Below are 18,902 nucleotides of genomic sequence, written 5' to 3'. Positions count from 1 at the left end.
CGGTCGCGTCACCGCCGCGGGTGTCGTCAGCCGGCACTGCGCTCCGCCGCCTCGACCACGTTGACCAGCAGCTGGGCCCGGGTCATCGGACCGACACCACCGGGGTTCGGGGAGATCCAGCCCGCCACCTCGGCCACGTCCGGGTGGACGTCGCCGACGATCTTGCCCTCGGCGTTGCGGGAGACGCCGACGTCGAGGACGGCCGCGCCCGGCTTGACGTCCTCGGCGCGGATCAGGTGCGGGGAGCCGGCCGCCGCGATGACGATGTCGGCCCGCTTGAGGTGGGCGGACAGGTCGCGGGTGCCGGTGTGGCACTGGGTCACGGTGGCGTTCTCGCTGCGGCGGGTGAGCAGCAGCGGCATCGGACGCCCGATGGTGACGCCCCGGCCGACGACGACGACCTCGGCGCCCTTGATCTCCACGCCGTGGCGGCGCAGCAGGGTGAGGATGCCGTTGGGGGTGCAGGGCAGCGGGGCGGGCTCGTTGAGCACCAGGCGGCCCAGGTTCATCGGGTGCAGGCCGTCCGCGTCCTTGGCCGGGTCCATCAGCTCCAGGATGCGGTTCTCGTCGATGCCCTTGGGCAGCGGCAGCTGCACGATGTAGCCGGTGCAGGCCGGGTCCTCGTTCAGCTCGCGGACGACCGCCTCGATCTCCTCCTGGGTGGCCGTGGCCGGCAGCTCCCGCTGGATGGAGGCGAGGCCCACCTGGGCGCAGTCGCGGTGCTTGCCCGCGACGTACTTGCGGCTGCCGGGGTCGTCGCCGACCAGGACGGTGCCGAGTCCGGGCGTGACTCCCTTCTCCCTCAGCGCCGCCACGCGGACGGTCAGATCGGACTTGATCGCGGCTGCGGTGGCCTTGCCATCGAGAATCTGGGCGGTCATACCCCCATCCTCCCGGATGACCGCCCCGGGGTTCCAATCCGGGTCCGTGTCCAGGCCGTTGTGATCACGGATGTTGCACTTGCACAACACCCGGAGATTACGGCTGGACAAGTCACTATCCGGTCAAGAACGATGAACACCACAGTGCAGCGGGCAGCTCATCGGGGGGACGGACCGCATCTGTAGAAACTCTCCTCCGTGCAGTGCCGCGCCTCGTCCCCGCACTCGGAAAGCAACGGAGGAACACCAGCCATGAGCTACGGCGACCCGAACAATCCCTACGGCGCTCCGCAGGGCCAGCCCCAGCAGCCCGGCTACGGCTACCCCGCCGCGCCGCCGGTCCAGCAGCCGTACGGCGCCGCCGCCCCGATGACCGCCATGCCGGGCAAGGTCAGCGCGGCCCGCGCGATGCTGTGGGTCATCGTCGCCCTCCAGGTCATCGGCGTGGCGCTGTTCGCCTTCTCCGCCGTGGCGATCAACAAGGCCAAGAACGACAACTCCCTGCCGGGACTCTCCGACTACCCGGTGGGCGTGATCTGGGCCTTCGCGGTGCTCGCGCTCGCCTGGCTGGTGTGGGCGGCCGTCATGGCCGCGAAGTTCTCCACCGGCGGCAACGGCCTGCGGGTCACGGTCCTGGTCTTCGGCATCCTCAGCGCGGTGCTGGGCGTCTACCCGTTCCTCGTCATCCTGGGCATCGTGCACATCGTGCTCGGCATCCTGATCGCCTGCTTCGTCGGCGGCGCCGACGGCAAGGCCTGGTTCAACCGCGCCCGCTACTGAACCACCCCGGCGCGGAGCACACTTCGCGCCGTTCGACGTCCGGGGCCGTGTCCCACCCTTCCGGGGTGGGACACGGCCCCGGCCGCGTGGACGGTCTGCGGCCCCCTCGTGGCGGGGGCCGCAGACCGTCACGGCTCAGTGGAAGAAGTGGCGCGTGCCCGTGAAGTACATGGTCACGCCCGCCTTCTTGGCGGCCTCCACGACCTGCTCGTCGCGGATGGAACCGCCGGGCTGGACGATCGCGCGGACGCCGGCCCCGATCAGGATCTCCGGGCCGTCGGGGAAGGGGAAGAAGGCGTCGGAGGCGGCGAAGGAGCCGCGGGCGCGCTCTTCACCGGCCCGCTCGACCGCCAGCTTGCAGGAGTCGACGCGGTTGACCTGGCCCATGCCGACGCCGACCGAGGCGCCGTCCTTGGCGAGCAGGATCGCGTTGGACTTCACGGCGCGGCACGCCTTCCAGGCGAACGCCAGCTCCTTCAGCTCCTCGGCGGACAGCGCCTCGCCGCTGGCCAGCGTCCAGTTGGCGGGGTCGTCGCCGGCGGCCTGGAGCCGGTCGGTGACCTGGACCAGCAGACCGCCGTCGATCTGCTTGGCCTCGACCTCGCCCGCGGGCGCGCCGGGGGCCTTCAGCACCCGGATGTTCTTCTTCTTGGTGAGGGCCTCCAGGGCCCCCTCCTCGTAGTCCGGTGCCACGATGACCTCGGTGAAGATGTCCGCGACCTGCTCGGCCATCTCCCGGCTCACCGGACGGTTGACCGCGATCACACCGCCGTACGCGGAGACCGGGTCGCAGGCGTGCGCCTTGCGGTGCGCCTCGGCGACGTCCGCGCCGATCGCGATGCCGCAGGGGTTGGCGTGCTTGATGATCGCGACGCAGGGCTCGTCGTGGTCGTACGCGGCACGGCGGGCGGCGTCCGTGTCCGTGTAGTTGTTGTACGACATCTCCTTGCCGTGCAGCTGCTCCGCCTCGGCCAGCCCGCCCGTGCCGTCCACGTACAGCGCGGCGTCCTGGTGCGGGTTCTCGCCGTAGCGCAGGGTGTTCTGGCGGTCGTAGGCGGCGCCGAGGAAGTCCGGGAAGCGGGACTCGTCGGCCGGGGCGTAGTCGGCGGCGAACCAGGAGGCGACGGCCACGTCGTAGGCGGCGGTGTGGCGGAAGGCCTCGGCGGCCAGCCGCTTGCGGGCCGCCAGGTCGAAGCCGCCGTCCTTGGCGGCCTCCAGCACGTCGGCGTACCGCTCGGGGCTGGTGACCACGGCGACCGAGGGGTGGTTCTTGGCGGCGGCGCGGACCATCGAGGGGCCGCCGATGTCGATCTGCTCCACGCACTCGTCGGCCGAGGCCCCGGAGGCGACGGTCTCGCGGAACGGGTAGAGGTTCACGACGACCAGGTCGAACGGCGCCACGCCCAGCTCGTCGAGCTGCGCGCGGTGGCTGTCCAGCCGCAGGTCGGCGAGGATGCCCGCGTGCACCTTGGGGTGCAGGGTCTTCACCCGGCCGTCCAGGCACTCGGGGAAGCCGGTCAGCTCCTCGACCTTGGTGACGGGGACACCGGCGGCGGCGATGCGGGAGGCGGTGGACCCGGTCGACACCAGCTCGACGCCGGCCTCGTGCAGCCCGCGTGCCAGCTCTTCCAGGCCGGTCTTGTCGTAGACGCTGACGAGCGCCCGGCGAAGGGGCCGCTTGTTGCTCTCGGCGGTCACTGGATAACTACCTTTCGTCCCTCAATGCGATAGCCGTTGCGGGCGAGCCGCCCCACGACCTCGACGAGCAGCCTTCGCTCGACTTCCTTGATGCGCTCGTGCAGCGCGCTCTCGTCGTCCTCGTCCCGGATCTCCACCACGCCCTGCGCGATGATCGGCCCGGTGTCGACGCCGTCGTCGACGAAGTGGACGGTGCAGCCGGTGACCCTGGCGCCGTACGCGAGCGCGTCACGGACGCCGTGGGCGCCGGGAAAACTGGGCAGCAGGGCCGGGTGGGTGTTGACGAACCGCCCGCCGAAGCGCGCGAGGAACTCCTTGCCCACGATCTTCATGAACCCGGCCGAGATCACGAGGTCGGGCTCGTACGCCGCCACGGCCGCGGCGAGGGCGGCGTCCCACTCCTCGCGGCTCGCGTGGTCCCTGACCCGGCACACGAAGGTCGGCAGCCCGGCCCGCTCGGCGCGGGCGAGCCCCTCGATGCCGTCGCGGTCCGCCCCTACGGCGACGATCCGCGCGCCGTACGCCTCCGCGCCGGTGCGCTCGATCTCGTCCAGGAGCGCCTGCAGATTGGTGCCGGATCCGGAGACCAGCACGACGAGGCGCTTGGCCACGGGGTTGGCGGCCACGGTGGGGCCCTTTCTCAAGAAACGATCTGTGCCGTCGGCGGTTTGTACAGTCGTACGAATGCTTCGCGCCCCGGGATACGGGGAAGTCTACGAACCGGCCGACCGCCAGCAACGATACCGGCACCGCGGACGGCCCCCACGGGACGGGTGCGTGGCCGGGAGGTAGCGTTCGCAGGGAATCGCGAGGGGCAGCCTCGGGAACGCGGTCGACATGCGGCGCGTTGACGAGGTGGAAGCTCACGACGACCAGCCGTGTTGATCTAGGGGAAGACGCTCTTTTGATGCCCGTCCGCAGCCTGCGACTCCTCACGTTCCCGCCAGATTCGGTCCCGGGGGGAGCGCGCGCCGGCATGCTGCTGCGCGAGCGGCCGTCGACCCCGCCCGACGCCCCGCGGGGCGGGGCGGGCAACACCGGGGACGGCTCCGGCGAGGGACGGGACCAGGGCCGCGGCCAGGGTCGGCAGGGCGGTGACGGACAGCAGGACGACAACCCGTTCGCGCCGCCGCCGGAGGGCGCCCCGGACCGGCCGTGGCAGCCCCGGCACCCCGGCGGACAGGGCGGACCCGGCGCGGGTCAGGGCGGTCCCGGCGGGCATCAGGGCGGCTCCCCGTGGGGCAGCCAGTGGAGCGACCGCCAGCCGGGGCGTGCGCCCGGCGGCTTCGGCGAGCGTCCCGGCGCCGGCCCGCAGGGCCCCGGCGGCCCCGGTGGTCCGGGCGGGCAGGGCGGTCCGGGCCGCGGCCCCGGCGCGGGCATGCGCTGGGACCCCACGGACCCGGTCCAGCGCCGGGCGCGCTACGCGCTGCTGTCCGGCATGTGGGCCGTCTTCTTCGTGCTGTTCGGCTGGCCGTACGTGGCGCTGCTGCTGGGCGCACTGGCCCTGTACTGGGGGGTCAGCGCGCTGCGCGGCAAGCCGCGCACCCCGGCCCCGGACCAGCACACGCCCGCCCCCGCGCCCGCCGGGCGGCCGCAGACGACGGCGGCCGTCGGCGGCCTGGTCACGGCGGCCCTCGCCCTGGTCCTGGTCGCCTCGACGTTCGCGGTCCAGTTCGTCTACCGCGACTACTTCACCTGTGTCGACGACGCCCTCACCCACGAGGCCAAACAGTCCTGCCAGACCCTGCTGCCGCAGCAGCTGCGGGGCATGCTGAGCGCGGGGAACGAGTAGTCCGGCGCCAGGGGCCCGGTCCGCGTCCCGTCGGGGGACCGCCACGTCAAGGGGCCTTGTCCTGCTGGGCGGTTCCGGCGTCCTCGCCGGTCCCGAGCCGGGGGGTCTCTTCCTCCCGGGGGGTCTCGTCCTTCAGGGGGGTCTCGTCCTTCAGGGGGGCGTCGTCCTTTCGGGGAGCCTCGTCCTTTCGAGGAACGTCGTCCGCCGGGTTCTCGGCCGGTTCGGGTGCGGCCGCCTGGTGGAGGGCGCGGTCCAGATCGTCGCGCAGACCCGGGACGAAGGGTTCGGCGGGCAGGATGTCGTACCCCTCCTCCGCGGCGAGGGTCGGGTCCTGGGCCGGCTTCGGCGGGGTGACCTGCGTGTCCTCGCGCCGGGCCCCCGGGCCGGTCCCGGTCCGGCTCTTCGGCCTCGTCTCCGGGGCACCGGCCGGGAGCCTCGGGGACGCCGTCCCGGCCGGGGCGGTCCCCGCCCGCCCCCGCCACAGCCGCCACGCCCGGACGACCAGGGCCGCCGGCAGCCCGAACAGCGCGGTCCACGCGCCGGCCGCCGGTCCGGTCAGCCACCACGGCGGGCCGAACCGGGACAGTGCGGCGACCCCCATCGGGCCGCCCGCCAGCGCGGCGAGCAGGGTCAGCAGCAGGGCGCAGCCCACCGCCGTCCACAGCGCCACCGCGGCGGTGCGTCCCGTCCGCCAGCGGCGCGGCCCGCGTACCGCCGCCCGGGCCACGAACCACCCCGCCACCATCCCGGCCACCACCGGCAGCAGCCCGGCCGCCCAGTTCAGCCGCGTCCCGGGGCCGGCGTCCGGCACCGCCGCGAGCAGCGGGAACGGCGGCAGCAGCGGCGCCGGGTCGGAGGCAAGCGGGTGCACCGGGTGCCCGGCGCCGAGGACGAAACCGGGACCGAGGGCGTAGGACGCGGCCCACACGGAGGCGTTGGGGACCAGCGCCATGCCGAGCAGCAGCACCGCGAACCGTCCCGTCCAGCCGTCCGTCAGCTCCAGGAACGAGGCCCGCGCCGCGGCTCCGTGCCACACCATCGAGGCGGCCACGAGCAGCGCCCCGCCCCCGGTCAGCACGGCCGTCGCCGCTCCGGCGGCCCGCGCGGCGGTGCCCAGCCGCACCCGCGCGTCCGTGCCGAGCACCGCCCGCCGCACGGGCCCCGGCAGCACCCTGAGCGCCCGCAGCAACGGCTGGGGCGGGCACCCGTGCGCCGACCAGACCCCGGCTCCGGCCCCGGCCACCACGACCAACGGCAGCCACACCGTCACCCCGCCCCAGGACGGGCGCAGTTCGCCGCCGGAGCAGTAGACGGCGAGGGCGGTGCCGACGCCGAGGTAGCCGGTGACCACGCCCAGCCATGCCGTGCGCACCGGCACGGGCGGTGGCCCGTCGGGGTCGGCGGAGGCGTCCGTGGCGTAGCGCCCGGCCCGGTACAGCAGCCACACCGGCAGTGCCATGAGCAGCAACGGCGTGACGCCGACGGGCAGTTGGGCGCCCGAGACGGTGTCGGTGCGGACCAGTTCGACGCCGTGCGCGAGGAGCCAGAGCGCGGCGGCGATGTGCAGCGCGCCGCCCGGACCGCTGTCGGGGTAGGGCGAGCTGATCCACAGGGCCAGCACGAGCACGGTGAGCGCGCCGAGGCCGAGCCCGGCCGCGACCACGCCGTTCAGCAGGCTGGCGGACAGGCCGGGCGGACGGTCGCGCAGTCGGGTGGACAGCGGGGTGAGCGACGGTCGGCGATCGGTCATCTGGGTCACCTCGCCATGCTCCCAACGACACGCGCTTTCCCGGCGTAACAGGTGAACCACCGAAGTGTCGCTCAATATATGTTTATGTCACTTATCGTACGAAAGGGTGCACGGTGACCCCGCAGATCTCCGCCAGCCCGCTGCCACCGCCCAAGGAACGCCGACGCCTGCGCCGGTCCCGCACCATGACGCACGCTCAGCTCGCCGCACGCCTCGGCGTGGCCCGTGCCACGGTGCGCGCGTGGGAGTCCGGCCGCCGGGACCCGACCGGCGACGAGGGGCGGGCGTACGCCGAACTCCTCGCCTCGTTCGCCCGGCCGGCGGACCCTCGGAACGACCCCGGAAAGACGAGTCCCGGCGCACCGGACCAGGATCCGGCGCCCGGCCCCGAACCCTTGACGCCCGCTCAGGCCTTCGACGCGCTCTACGCCTTCTGCGCCCCGGCCCTCGTACGCCAGACCTATCTGCTCTGCGGGCGCCGCGAGCTGGCCCGCGAGGCGGTGGAGCACGCCTTCCAGCAGGCCTGGCAGCGCTGGCCGGAGGTGGCACAGGACCGGGACCCGGCCGGCTGGGTGCGGGCGGTGGCGTACGACTGCGCGCTCTCGCCCTGGCACCGGTTCCGGCCGCGCCACCGGCACCCCGAGCCGCCGCCCGCCGACCCGGCCGACCGGGACCTGCTGCACGCGCTGCTGAGACTGCCGCCGTCCTACCGGCGCACGCTGGTGCTGTACGACGGTGTGGGCCTCGACCTGCCGGAGACGGCGGCGGAGACGGAGGCCAGCACCCCGGCGGCGGCGAACCGGCTGACCCATGCGCGCGAGGCGGTGGCCGCGCACGTCCCCGAACTGGCCGACACGGCCGTGCTGCACCGCCGGCTCACCGAACTCGCCTCCCGGGAACGGCTGAGCGCCTCCCGTCCGCCGACGGTGCGCACGGTCGGCGAACGCCGCAACGTCTTCTGGACCCGCGCGGCCATCGCCTTCACGGTGACGATCATCGGCGCGACGACGCTCACGCTGCGGACCGCCCCGACCCACTACGAGCCCCCCGTCGCCCCCGCCCGGGCCGTCCAGGGCGTGCCCCGGCCGGCCCCGATGGGCCCGTTGTCCCGCACCGAGCAGCTGCTGCGCGACAAGCTCCGCCAGGACTCGGCCGCGGGACCGGACCGGGTCGAGCCGACGCCCCGGTGAGCCCCGCTCGGCGCGCGCCCCGCCGAGAACGCCCGCAGGCCCGCCCCCGGGAAAGGGGCGGGCCTGCGGGTGTTCGGTCGAGCCGCTCAGGCGGAGAGGATCTCCCGGGCCAGCTTGGCGGTCTCGGTCGGGGTCTTGCCGACCTTGACGCCCGCCGCCTCCAGGGCCTCCTTCTTGGCCTGTGCGGTGCCGGAGGAGCCGGAGACGATGGCGCCGGCGTGACCCATGGTCTTGCCCTCCGGCGCGGTGAAGCCCGCGACGTAGCCGACGACCGGCTTGGTCACGTTCTCCTTGATGAACGCGGCGGCACGCTCCTCGGCGTCACCACCGATCTCACCGATCATCACGATCAGCTCGGTCTCGGGGTCCTCCTGGAAGGCCGCGAGCGCGTCGATGTGGGTGGTGCCGATGATCGGGTCGCCACCGATGCCGACGGCCGTCGAGAAGCCGATGTCCCGCAGCTCGTACATCATCTGATACGTCAGCGTGCCGGACTTCGACACCAGACCGATGCGGCCCGGCTTGGTGATGTCGCCCGGGATGATGCCGACGTTCGACTGACCCGGGGTGATGATGCCGGGGCAGTTCGGGCCGATGATCCGGGTCTTGTTGCCCTTCTTGCCGGCGTACGCCCAGAAGGACGCCGTGTCGTGCACGGCGATGCCCTCGGTGATCACGACGGCCAGCGGGATCTCGGCGTCGATGGCCTCGACGACCGCGTCCTTCGTGAACTTCTCCGGCACGAAGATGACGGAGACGTCGGCGCCGGTCTTCTCGATGGCCTCCTTGACGGTGCCGAAGACGGGTACCTCGGTGCCGTCGAAGTCCACGGTCTGACCCGCCTTGCGCGGGTTCACGCCGCCCACGACGTTCGTGCCGTCACCGAGCATGAGCTTGGTGTGCTTCATGCCGGTGGCGCCGGTCATGCCCTGGACGATGACCTTGCTGTCCTTGTTGAGCCAGATAGCCATGGTGTGTCGGTGTCCTCGTCCTCGTGCTTACTTGGCGGCGGCCAGCTCGGCGGCCTTCGCGGCCGCGCCGTCCATGGTGTCGACGCGCTGCACCAGCGGGTGGTTGGCGTCCGTGAGGATCTTCCGGCCCAGCTCGGCGTTGTTGCCGTCGAGGCGGACGACGAGCGGCTTCTCGACCTTCTCGCCGCGGTCCTCCAGGAGCTTCAGGGCCTGCACGATGCCGTTGGCGACCTCGTCGCAGGCGGTGATGCCACCGAAGACGTTCACGAAGACGGACTTGACGTCCGGGTCGCCCAGGATGATCTCCAGGCCGTTCGCCATCACCTGGGCGGAGGCGCCGCCGCCGATGTCCAGGAAGTTGGCGGGCTTGACGCCACCGTGGTTCTCACCGGCGTACGCGACGACGTCCAGGGTGCTCATGACGAGACCGGCGCCGTTGCCGATGATGCCGACCTCGCCGTCGAGCTTGACGTAGTTGAGGTTCTTCGCCTTGGCGGCGGCCTCCAGCGGGTTGGCCGCGGCCTTGTCGTGCAGCTCCTCGAACTCCGGGTGGCGGAACTCGGCGTTGTCGTCCAGGGAGACCTTGCCGTCGAGGGCGATGACGTCACCGGAGGCGACCTTGGCCAGCGGGTTGACCTCGACCAGGAGGGCGTCCTCCTTGATGAAGGTGTCCCACAGCTTGACCAGCACGTCGGCGACCTTGTCGGCGACCTCGGCCGGGAACTTGGCGGCCTCGACGATCTCGCGGGCCTTCTCCGGGGTCACACCGTCGATCGCGTCGATCGGCGTCTTGGCGACGGCCTCCGGACGGGTGGCCGCCACCTCCTCGATCTCCATGCCGCCCTCGACGGACGCGATGGAGAGGAAGGTGCGGTTGGCACGGTCGAGGAGGAAGGAGACGTAGTACTCCTCGACGATTTCCGGGGCGGTCTCGGCGATCATCACCTTGTGGACCGTGTGGCCCTTGATGTCCATGCCGAGGATGTCCGTCGCGCGGGCGACGGCCTCGTCCGCGGAGGCGGCCAGCTTGACGCCACCGGCCTTGCCGCGACCACCGACCTTCACCTGCGCCTTGACGACGGACTTGCCGCCCAGACGCTCGGTGATCTCGCGCGCCGCCTCAGGCGTGTCGATGACTTCACCGGCCAGCACCGGTACATCGTGCTTGGCGAAGAGGTCCCTCGCCTGGTACTCGAACAGGTCCACGCGCTTCCGTCCCTATCAGTGATCTCGCGGTTCGTTGGATGCGTGGGCGTGCCGCGAAGGGCAACGTGACGTCCGCTTGTCACTAGGGGGGCGCACACGGTGTCCGAGCGCGCGGCATGTCCGTCTCGCAGGTTATCGCCGCTTGCGGGGGCTCCCTAAATCGAGGGTCACACCTGAGCGGTGATACCTGTCACATGATGCCGGGTTCCCTGGCACGCCGTGCCGCGCCGCTCCCGCCTACCGGCGGGTACGAGACCTCACCGGGCTGGGGTTGGCCCGGTGAGGTCTCCGGACGGCTCCGGCAGGACCGGGGCCGGGACGGTTGATCCCCACCCCAATGGGGACCACCCGCCCCACCCGCGGGACTCCGCCCGGTCGGACCGACGGCATTCGGCCGACCGGGGGCGGCCGCCCCGGGGAGCGAGGTGACCGGGCGTGAGCGGATGCGCCGGCTACCCGATGCCCCCTCCGACGCCCCGCACGCCGTCCGGGTTCCCGGTTCTCCCCGGCTTCTTCAGGCGGTGTCCGGTATCGGCAGCGGGCGCTTCTCCAGCGCCGCCGCCATCACCTCCGGGAACAGGTCGGGCGTGCAGGCGAAGGCCGGCGCGCCGAGCGCGGCCAGCGCCGCCGCGTGCTCCCGGTCGTAGGCCGGCGCCCCCTCGTCGGACAGCGCCAGCAGGGTCACGAACTGCACCCCGGACGCCTTCATGGCCGCCACCCGCTTGAGCATCTCGTCGCGGATGCCGCCCTCGTAGAGGTCGCTGATCAGCACCACCACGGTCTCGGCGGGCCGGCTGATGCGCGACTGGCAGTAGGCGAGCGCCCGGTTGATGTCCGTACCGCCGCCCAGTTGGGTGCCGAAGAGCACGTCCACCGGGTCGTCGAGCTGGTCGGTGAGGTCGGCCACCGCCGTGTCGAAGACGACCAGCCGGGTGCCGATCGACCGCATGGAGGCGAGGACCGCGCCGAAGACCGACGCGTAGACCACGGACGCCGCCATCGAGCCCGACTGGTCGATGCAGAGGATGACCTCCTTCTGCACCGAGCGCGCGGCGCGGCCGTAGCCGATCAGCCGTTCCGGGACCACCGTGCGGTATTCGGGCAGGTAGTGCTTGAGGTTGGCCGCGACGGTGCGGTTCCAGTCGATGTCGTGGTGGCGCGGCCGGCTGACGCGCGCGCTGCGGTCCAGGGCGCCGGTCAGGGTCGCCCGGGTGCGGGTGGCGAGCCGCTTCTCCAGGTCGTCCACCACCTTGCGCACCACCGCCCGCGCCGTCTCCTTCGTCGTCTCCGGCATCGCCTTGTTGAGCGAGAGCAGCGTGCCGACCAGGTGTACGTCGGCCTCCACGGCCTCCAGCATCTCCGGCTCCAGCAGCAGCGCGGCGAGCCCCAGCCGGTCGATGGCGTCGCGCTGCATGACCTGGACGACGGAGGAGGGGAAGTAGGTGCGGATGTCCCCGAGCCAGCGCGCCACGGACGGCGCCGAGGCGCCGAGCCCCGCCGTGCGCTCCCGCCCCGACTGCGCCTTGTCGCCCTTGCCGTAGAGCGCGGCCAGGGTGGCGTCCATCGCCGCGTCCCGCCCGGACAGCGCGCATCCGGTGCCGTCGGCCTGCTCCCCGCCGAGCACCAGCCGCCAGCGCCGCAGCCGCTCCCGCACCGGGTCGTCCGGGTCCGTCGCCGCCGTCGGCGCCGTTGCGTTCGTCATCCGGCCACTCCCGCGAGTCCGTTGTCGTATGTGGTCGTGGTCATCCCGGATCGGCCGCCGGGGTCCGGATCCGCGTCGGGAGCCGGGTCCGCAGCCGGTTCCGGGTCGGGGCCGAGCAGCAGGCGCAGCACCGGCAGTACGGCGTCGGCGCGCCCGGTGTCCGGCTCGGCGGCGAAGCCGGGTGCGGTGAGCCCCCGGGCCGCCGCCCCGGCCCGCTCCCCCGGCCCGCGCCGCACCAGCTCGCCGAGGGTTCTGCGCACCCCCGGCTCATACGCCGCGAAGGTGCGCCGCAGCAGCGGCAGCACGTCGGTGAAGGCCTCCGCCGACACCCCGGTCAGCCAGCCGTCGATCAGGCCGAGCAGCCGCTCGTCGTGCACCAGCAGCAGACCGCCCCCGCCGCCCGCGAAACCCTCGATCCAGCTGGCCGCGTCGGCGGGCGGCGTCCCCGGCGACAGCGCGAGCCCCATCAGCCGCGCCGCCTCGCCGGCCGCCAGCGCCCCCTCGTCCAGCAGCAGCCGCACGGCCCGCCCCCGGATCACCCCGGGCACGGTGTCCCGCAGCGCGAGGGTGCGCAGCACGGCCCGCCAGCGCGTCCGCAGCCCGCCGAGGGCGCGGGAGCCGGTGGCGCGGCCGTCGGCGGGTGCCGCCGGAGTGCCTTCCACCGCGGGAGCGCCCACGGTGGGCGCCGGTCCCTGACCGGCCCCCTCGGCGCCGGGCGTGCCGGTCAGGCTCTCCCCGAGCAGCGCCACCGCCGTGTGCACCGCGTCCACGTGTCCGCGCATCCGCTCGGCCGCGTCGGCGTCCAGGGCGGCGCAGGCGGGGGGCAGGCCGACGAAGACCCGTTCGGCGAGGCCGGCCGCGACGCCGGTCAGCGCGCGGGTGTCGGTGCCGCGTACGTCGCCGTAGCGCAGGGAGCGGACCAGCGCGGGCAGGGCCTGGGCGAGGTGGCCGACGTCCGTGTCCAGGGCCGCCCGGTCGGCGAGCGCCCGCATGACCACCGGCAGGGCGTCCGACAGCCCGGCGAGCAGGCACCGCTCGGCGAGCGCGGTGATCTCGGCGAGGGCCCCCGCGGCGGCCGCGTCCGCCTCGGCCCTGGCCCGCGCCGCCCCGGCCACGGTGGTCCCCCATACCCCCGCCTCCGCGACCCGCACCGACAGTTCCGGCTCCCAGCGCAGCCGCCAGGTCTCCCGGAACGTGCCCGTGCTCCCCCGCGCGTGCCCCGGCTCCCCCCAGCCGATGCCGAGCAGCCGCAGCCGGTGCAGCAGCCTGCTGCGGGCCGCGTCGGTGTCCTTGCGCAGGTCCAGTTCCAGCTCGCGTTCCAGCGCCTCCGGTTTGAGCCGCAGCGCGCGCTGCTGCCGGGCCAGGTCGCGTTGCAGCGGCACGGCGGGAGCCGTCTGCGGCACCTCGCCCAGGACGTCCCCGACCACCAGCCGGTCGTGCACCAGCGCCAGCGGCACGTCCGAGCCGTCGCACATCACCGCGCGCACCGCCTCGGTGGTCTCCCCCAGCCCGGGCAGCGGACGGCCGCGCAGCACCGCGAGGGTCTCCGCGAGCCGTACCGCCTCGATGACGTGCGCGGAGGACACGATCCGGTCCTCCTCGCGCAACAGGCCCGCCACCTTGGTCAGCCAGCGCTCCACCGGCCGGTCGGGGACGTGGAAGAGATGGCCGTACCAGCCCGGCGACTCGATGCCCGCGCCGTATCCGCTCGACCGGGCCAGTCTGCGGTGGGTCCAGGGCACCCAGGTCACGTCGACCTTGACCTTGGGCAGCCCCTTCAGCAGCGCCCGGTCGGCGGTGACGGTGGTCTTCGCGCCGAGCGCGGGCACGTGCCAGGCCCCGCACACCACGGCCACCGCGTCCCCGAACTCCCGGCGTGCCGCCCGCAGTTGCAGTCGCATCTGCGCCTCGCGCACCAGGTCCCGGGGGCGTCCGCCCGCGCCGTACCGCTCGCGCAGCGCGCCCATGGCCTCCGCGAGCACCGCGAACGGGGCGAACGGGTCCCGGCCGCCCGGCCCCCGGTGCTCCACGACGTCCTCCCACCAGCGCTCGGGATCGTCGTACCCGGCGGCCTCGGCGAGCACGGCGAGCGGGTCGACGCGCACCTGGTCGTCGCCACCGGCCCCGCCGCCCTCGTCGCAGGGGTCGGCTCCCTCCTCCTGGACGGCCCCCTCGTCCCGGTCGGTCTCCTTGTCCCACGCGAGGGTGTGGGCGGCCGGCAGGTCGATGAAGCGGGCCGGGACGCCGTGTTCCAGGGCCCAGCGGACGGCCACCCACTCCGGGCTGAACGCGGCGAACGGCCAGAACGCCGAGCGGCCGGGCTCGTCCACGGCATGGGCGAGCAGGGCGACCGGCGGCCGCAGTCCGGGGTCGGCGGCCAGCGGGATCAGCGCGTCCGCCTCGGGCGGCCCCTCGATCAGGACGGTCGCGGGCCGGGCGGCGTCCAGGGCGGCGCGCACGGCGCGCGCGGAGCCGGGCCCGTGGTGCCGTACCCCGAGCAGCAGCGGACCGCCCCGGCCGGTCACGCGCTCACCTCCCGGCACGCCCGGTAGAAGTCCGTCCAGCCCTCGCGCTCGCGCACGACCGTCTCCAGGTACTCCTGCCAGACGACCCGGTCGGCCGCCGGATCGCGGACGACGGCGCCGAGGATGCCCGCCGCGACGTCGGCCGGGCGCAGCACGCCGTCGCCGAAGTGGGCGGCGAGCGCGAGGCCGTTGGTGACGACGGAGATCGCCTCGGCCGTGGACAGCGTGCCGCTGGGCGACTTCAGTTTCGTACGGCCGTCGTCGGTCATGCCGTCGCGCAGCTCACGGAAGACGGTGACGACGCGCCGGATCTCCGCCATCCCGTCGGGCACGGCCGGCAGATCGAGCGAGCGGCCGAGCTGCTCGACGCGGCGCGTGACGATGTCGACCTCGGCCTCGGCGCTCTCCGGCAGCGGCAGCACCACGGTGTTGAAGCGGCGGCGCAGCGCGCTGGAGAGGTCGTTGACGCCGCGGTCGCGGTCGTTGGCGGTGGCGATGAGGTTGAAGCCGCGGACCGCCTGCACCTCCTCGCCCAGCTCCGGTATGGGCAGGGTCTTCTCGGACAGGATCGTGATCAGCGTGTCCTGCACGTCCGCCGGGATGCGGGTCAGCTCCTCGACCCGGGCGGTCATGCCCTCGGCCATGGCGCGCATGACGGGGCTGGGCACGAGGGCGTCGCGGCTCGGGCCGTGGGCGAGCAGCCGCGCGTAGTTCCAGCCGTAGCGGATGGCCTCCTCGGGGGTGCCCGCGGTGCCCTGGACCAGCAGCGTCGAGTCACCGCTGACGGCGGCGGCCAGATGCTCCGAGACCCAGGTCTTGGCGGTGCCGGGCACGCCGAGCAGGAGCAGGGCGCGGTCGGTGGCGAGGGTGGTGACGGCGACCTCGACGATCCGGCGCGGGCCCACGTACTTCGGCGTGATCACGGTACCGTCCGGCAGCGTGCCGCCGAGCAGGTACGTGGCCACCGCCCACGGCGACAGTCTCCAGCGGGCCGGGCGCGGCCGGTCGTCCTGCGCGGCCAGCGCGGCGAGTTCAGCGGCGAAGGCTTGCTCCGCGTGCGGTCGCAGGGCGGTCGCGCCCTCGGCGGTCGCGCCCTCGCTGGGCTGCGGTGCGGCGGTCTTCGGTTGCGCGGACGCAGGCATGGCTGACATGGCTGAGGCCCCCTCCAGCTCGGCCGGTTCGGATCTGCCACCAACCGTGCACCACACCACTGACAATCGCTCTGAACAGCACAAACGCGCTCGCCGGACCGATTGTCAGTGGGGGGACCTACCGTCGTTCGCATGACTGAGCAGGGGGTGCGCTGGAGCGCGGACCAGGTGCTGGCACTGGCGCCTGACGCCGCGTCACGCAAAGCGGGCGGCAAGCTCGGCACGGCGGGTCCGTGGTCCGAGGCGGGGAGCGGGACGGAGGCGGTGTGGGGGCTGTGCAAGGGCAGCGGCAGCAAGCCGTACCAGACGGTGGTCGACCTCACCGGACCGGCGTACAAGTGCAGTTGCCCGAGCCGTAAGTTCCCGTGCAAGCACGCGCTCGGGCTGCTCCTGCTGTGGTCGGGCGACGACGGCTCGGTGCCGGCCGGCGCCACCCCGCCGGACTGGGCCGGGCAGTGGCTCGCGGACCGGCGCGGGCGCGCGGAGAAGAAGCGGACGGAGGCCGGCGAGGGCGCCCCGGCCGCCGATCCGGAGGCGGCGCGGCGCCGGGCCGAGCGCCGGGCCGACCGGGTCACGGCGGGTGCGACGGAACTGGAGCGGCGCCTGGCCGACCTGCTGCGCGGCGGCCTGGCCCCGGCCGAACAGGCGGGGTACGGGCTGTGGGAGGAGACGGCGGCCCGCATGGTCGACGCCCAGGCTCCGGGACTGGCCGCCCGGATACGGGAGTTGGGGGCGATACCCGGTTCCGGCGCGGGCTGGCCGGCCCGGCTGCTGGAGGAGTGCGCGCTGCTGCACCTGCTCGACCAGGGCTGGCTGCGCCGGGACCGGCTGCCGGAGCCCCTGGCGGCCACGGTCCGCTCCCGGATCGGCCTGCCCGCCCCGGCGGACGGCCCGGCCGAGCGCGACCAGTGGCTGGTCCTCGCCCAGTACGACTCGGCGGACGCGAAACTGACGACCCGCCGGATCTGGCTGTACGGCGCCGAGTCGGGCCGCACCCGCCTGGTGCTGTCCTACGGCGCGGGCGGCCGGGCGCCGGAACTGTCCCTGCCGGTCGGCCTCGTCCTGGACGCCGAGCTGACCGGGTACCCGGGCGCCGGCCAGTCCCGGGCCGCGCTGGGCGAGCGGTTCGCCGCGCCCGCGCCGGCCGGGTTCCGTCCGCCGGGCGTGACCACCGCCGATGCGGTGGCGCGGTACGGCACGGCGCTGCGCGAGGATCCCTGGCTGGAGTCGGTCCCGGTGACGCTGGAGCGGGTCGTCCCGGTCCCGGACGGCGAGCGATGGCAACTGGCCGACGCCGACCGGGACTCGGCCCTCCCGCTGACCCGGACCGCCCGCTCCCGCCCCGGTCCGTGGCGCCTGCTCGCCCTGTCCGGCGGCGCCCCCGTCACGGTCTTCGGCGAATGCGGCCACCGCGGCTTCACCCCGCTCACGGCCTGGCCGGAGGGCGCATGCGAGGCGGTGGCCCTGTGCTGACCGCCCCGGCACATCCGCACGCACGCGAAGGGAAGGCACCCCGATGAAGGGCACCACGACCGACGGGAACGGCGCGTCCCCCGCCGACGCCTGGGAGGACCTGGTCACCGCCGCCCTCCTCGGCACCGACCGGCGTCCTCCCGCGCGGCTCGCACCGGGCCGCCCGGCCCCCGTCGCGCTGCTGGACGCCGCCGCCGAGATCACCGTGCGGCGCCGGGCCGGGCTGCGGCCCGCGCGGGCGGGGCGGCGGCCGGAGCGGGCACCCGGCGATCCGCGCCCCGCGCTGCCCGCGGCGGCGGCCCGCAGACTGGCCATGCTGCTGGCCGACCGGGCCGGCGGCGCGTCCGGCGGCGGCCGCCGGGGCAGCTCCCCGGACCTGACGGAGCTGCTGCCGCAGTGGCTCGCGGCGGCCAACGCGCACGGGTACGCGGCCCCCGCGCAGGCGCTGCCCGCACTGCTGGACGCGGCCCGGGGCCGTACCGATCTGCGCCCGGCCGCGCTGGCGTTCGCGGGGCCCCGGGCGCTGTGGCTGGCCCGGTTCAACCCCGACTGGCGGTTCGCCCTGCGCTCGGCCTCCGGCGGCGCGGCGCTCCCGGAGCCCGGGGATCGGGGGGCGATACACAAGCTGTGGCAGGAGGGGCTGTTCGCCGAGCGGGTGGCCCTGCTGGGCGCGCTGCGCTCCCGCGACCCCGCGCTCGCCCGCGAACTGCTGGCCGGGACCTGGCCGACGGAGCGGGCCGAGGACCGGCTGATGTTCCTGGACTCGCTGCGCGCCGGCCTGTCCGCCGCGGACGAGCCCTTCCTGGAGAAGGCGCTGGGCGACCGCAGCCGCAACGTCCGGGCCACGGCGGCCGAGCTGCTGTCGGCGCTGCCGGACTCGGCGCTGGCCGCGCGCATGGCCGTACGGGCGTCGGCCTGCGTGGCCCTGGACCGTACGGGCGGCTCGCCGGTGATCATGGTGGAGGCGCCGCACGAGTGCGACTCCGGCATGGAGCGCGACGGCGTGGTGGCCACCCCGCCCGCGGGCCGGGGGGAACGGTCCTGGTGGCTGGGGCAGTTGGTGGAGGCCGCGCCGCTGGGCACCTGGCCGGACCGGCTCGGCGGGCGGACGGCGTCGCAGATCGTGGCGCTGCCCGTGGCGGACGACTGGCAGGGCGAGCTGCACGCGGCCTGGTGCCGGGCGGCGGTGCGGCAGCGGGACGCCGGATGGGCGCGGGCGCTGCTCGGTTCGCCGTCGGCCCCGGAGGCGGGCGGTCCGGGCGCGGTGTCCCTGGCGGAGCGCGCCAAGCTGCTGGCCACGCTGGATCCCGCCGAACGGGCTGAGTGGGTCGCCGGGTTCATCGCGACGCACGGACTGTCGGAGGCGTTCCAGCTGCTCGGCGTGTGCGGGGTGCCATGGGCCGCCCCGCTGGGCCGGGCCGTGGTCGACGCCCTCAACATCGCTCGCGACGCCGGGAGTTATCCGTGGAGCTTCAGCGGGGTGATGGGGCTCGCGGAGCGCTGTCTGGACCCGGCGGAGGCCATCCGGCTGCAGGCGCTGCTCGCGACGCCCGACGAACGGGAGGACGCGGCGCCGGGCGCCGGGGGTTACTGGGCGGAGGCGTTCCAGCGGCTCGTCACCACGCTGCGGCTGCGGGCGGCGATGGCCGACGAGCTGACACCGAAGGACACCACCGGTGCGCCGGAGCACCGGCCGCGGCCCACCGCCGGCTCCGATGCGGGGGAACACCGGCCGGCGCCCACCGACTCCGAGACCGGGGAACGCCGGTCGCCATGACGGCCG

At 74.4% G+C, this 18,902-nt stretch carries 14 protein-coding genes; 5 read left to right on the top strand and 9 right to left on the bottom strand.

Annotated features, from left to right (window positions below):
* Nucleotides 1–26: 26 nt before the first annotated feature.
* Entirely contained in the window at nt 27–881 is an 855-nt protein-coding gene (locus tag ACSP97_RS21875) for a bifunctional methylenetetrahydrofolate dehydrogenase/methenyltetrahydrofolate cyclohydrolase (protein ID WP_355145591.1), read from the bottom strand.
* A gap of 252 nt (nt 882–1,133) precedes the next feature.
* Between ACSP97_RS21875 and ACSP97_RS21870 the strand changes: the two genes are divergently transcribed.
* Nucleotides 1,134–1,661 carry a hypothetical protein gene (locus tag ACSP97_RS21870; RefSeq protein WP_355324247.1) on the top strand — a complete coding sequence of 176 codons (528 nt, stop codon included), beginning with the start codon at nt 1,134–1,136 and terminating at the stop codon, nt 1,659–1,661.
* A gap of 135 nt (nt 1,662–1,796) precedes the next feature.
* On the opposite strand, the gene purH is transcribed toward ACSP97_RS21870, so the two are convergent.
* Both purH and purN read right to left on the bottom strand, forming a co-directional pair.
* Nucleotides 1,797–3,359, bottom strand: a complete 1,563-nt coding sequence (purH, locus tag ACSP97_RS21865) for a bifunctional phosphoribosylaminoimidazolecarboxamide formyltransferase/IMP cyclohydrolase (protein ID WP_355145587.1) — start codon at nt 3,357–3,359, stop codon at nt 1,797–1,799.
* On the bottom strand, nt 3,356–3,985 hold the full coding sequence (gene purN, locus ACSP97_RS21860; RefSeq protein ID WP_355145585.1) for a phosphoribosylglycinamide formyltransferase: 630 nt from the start codon (nt 3,983–3,985) through the stop codon (nt 3,356–3,358). The genes purH and purN overlap by 4 nt, the downstream gene beginning before the upstream one ends.
* Before the next feature lie 281 nt (nt 3,986–4,266).
* On the opposite strand from purN, the gene ACSP97_RS21855 reads away from it, so the two are divergent.
* The gene (locus ACSP97_RS21855; protein ID WP_440553876.1) at nt 4,267–5,151 is read left to right on the top strand and encodes a hypothetical protein; all 885 of its coding nucleotides are present in this window, start codon (nt 4,267–4,269) and stop codon (nt 5,149–5,151) included.
* A gap of 46 nt (nt 5,152–5,197) precedes the next feature.
* Here the strand turns inward: ACSP97_RS21855 and ACSP97_RS21850 are convergent, their stop codons facing one another.
* The gene (locus ACSP97_RS21850) at nt 5,198–6,901 is read right to left on the bottom strand and encodes a cell division protein PerM (RefSeq protein ID WP_440553874.1); all 1,704 of its coding nucleotides are present in this window, start codon (nt 6,899–6,901) and stop codon (nt 5,198–5,200) included.
* Between the two features lie 113 nt (nt 6,902–7,014).
* Here ACSP97_RS21850 and ACSP97_RS21845 point away from each other — a divergent pair, with 113 nt between their 5' ends.
* Complete coding sequence (locus ACSP97_RS21845; protein WP_355527845.1) at nt 7,015–8,091, top strand: sigma factor-like helix-turn-helix DNA-binding protein; 1,077 nt, start codon at nt 7,015–7,017, stop codon at nt 8,089–8,091.
* Between the two features lie 86 nt (nt 8,092–8,177).
* Here ACSP97_RS21845 and sucD read toward each other — a convergent pair whose 3' ends face one another.
* The 5 genes from sucD to ACSP97_RS21820 form a co-directional block, all read right to left on the bottom strand.
* On the bottom strand, nt 8,178–9,062 hold the full coding sequence (sucD, locus tag ACSP97_RS21840) for a succinate--CoA ligase subunit alpha (RefSeq protein WP_355145579.1): 885 nt from the start codon (nt 9,060–9,062) through the stop codon (nt 8,178–8,180).
* 27 nt (nt 9,063–9,089) lie between these two features.
* A complete protein-coding gene (gene sucC / locus ACSP97_RS21835; protein WP_070026243.1) occupies nt 9,090–10,268 on the bottom strand; it encodes an ADP-forming succinate--CoA ligase subunit beta in 1,179 nt (392 codons plus the stop codon).
* Between the two features lie 514 nt (nt 10,269–10,782).
* Nucleotides 10,783–11,970: a VWA domain-containing protein gene (locus ACSP97_RS21830; protein WP_440553872.1), complete on the bottom strand. Its 1,188-nt coding sequence runs from the start codon at nt 11,968–11,970 to the stop codon at nt 10,783–10,785.
* A complete protein-coding gene (locus ACSP97_RS21825) occupies nt 11,967–14,534 on the bottom strand; it encodes a DUF5682 family protein (protein WP_440558463.1) in 2,568 nt (855 codons plus the stop codon). The genes ACSP97_RS21830 and ACSP97_RS21825 overlap by 4 nt, the downstream gene beginning before the upstream one ends.
* On the bottom strand, nt 14,492–15,637 hold the full coding sequence (locus ACSP97_RS21820) for an ATP-binding protein (protein WP_355146029.1): 1,146 nt from the start codon (nt 15,635–15,637) through the stop codon (nt 14,492–14,494). Before ACSP97_RS21820 ends, ACSP97_RS21825 begins: the two co-directional genes overlap by 43 nt.
* A 141-nt stretch (nt 15,638–15,778) precedes the next feature.
* On the opposite strand from ACSP97_RS21820, the gene ACSP97_RS21815 reads away from it, so the two are divergent.
* Together ACSP97_RS21815 and ACSP97_RS21810 are read left to right on the top strand one after the other, a co-directional pair.
* Nucleotides 15,779–17,119: an SWIM zinc finger family protein gene (locus ACSP97_RS21815; protein ID WP_440553870.1), complete on the top strand. Its 1,341-nt coding sequence runs from the start codon at nt 15,779–15,781 to the stop codon at nt 17,117–17,119.
* A gap of 43 nt (nt 17,120–17,162) precedes the next feature.
* Entirely contained in the window at nt 17,163–18,896 is a 1,734-nt protein-coding gene (locus tag ACSP97_RS21810) for a DUF5691 domain-containing protein (RefSeq protein WP_440553869.1), read from the top strand.
* Nucleotides 18,897–18,902: the final 6 nt, after the last annotated feature.

The organism is Streptomyces sp. SCPE 10 (genome assembly GCF_051980735.1).
Classification (GTDB): domain Bacteria; phylum Actinomycetota; class Actinomycetes; order Streptomycetales; family Streptomycetaceae; genus Streptomyces; species Streptomyces misionensis.
Note: the sequence above shows the minus strand (reverse complement) of the source record. Positions and strands in the feature narration are given on the sequence as shown.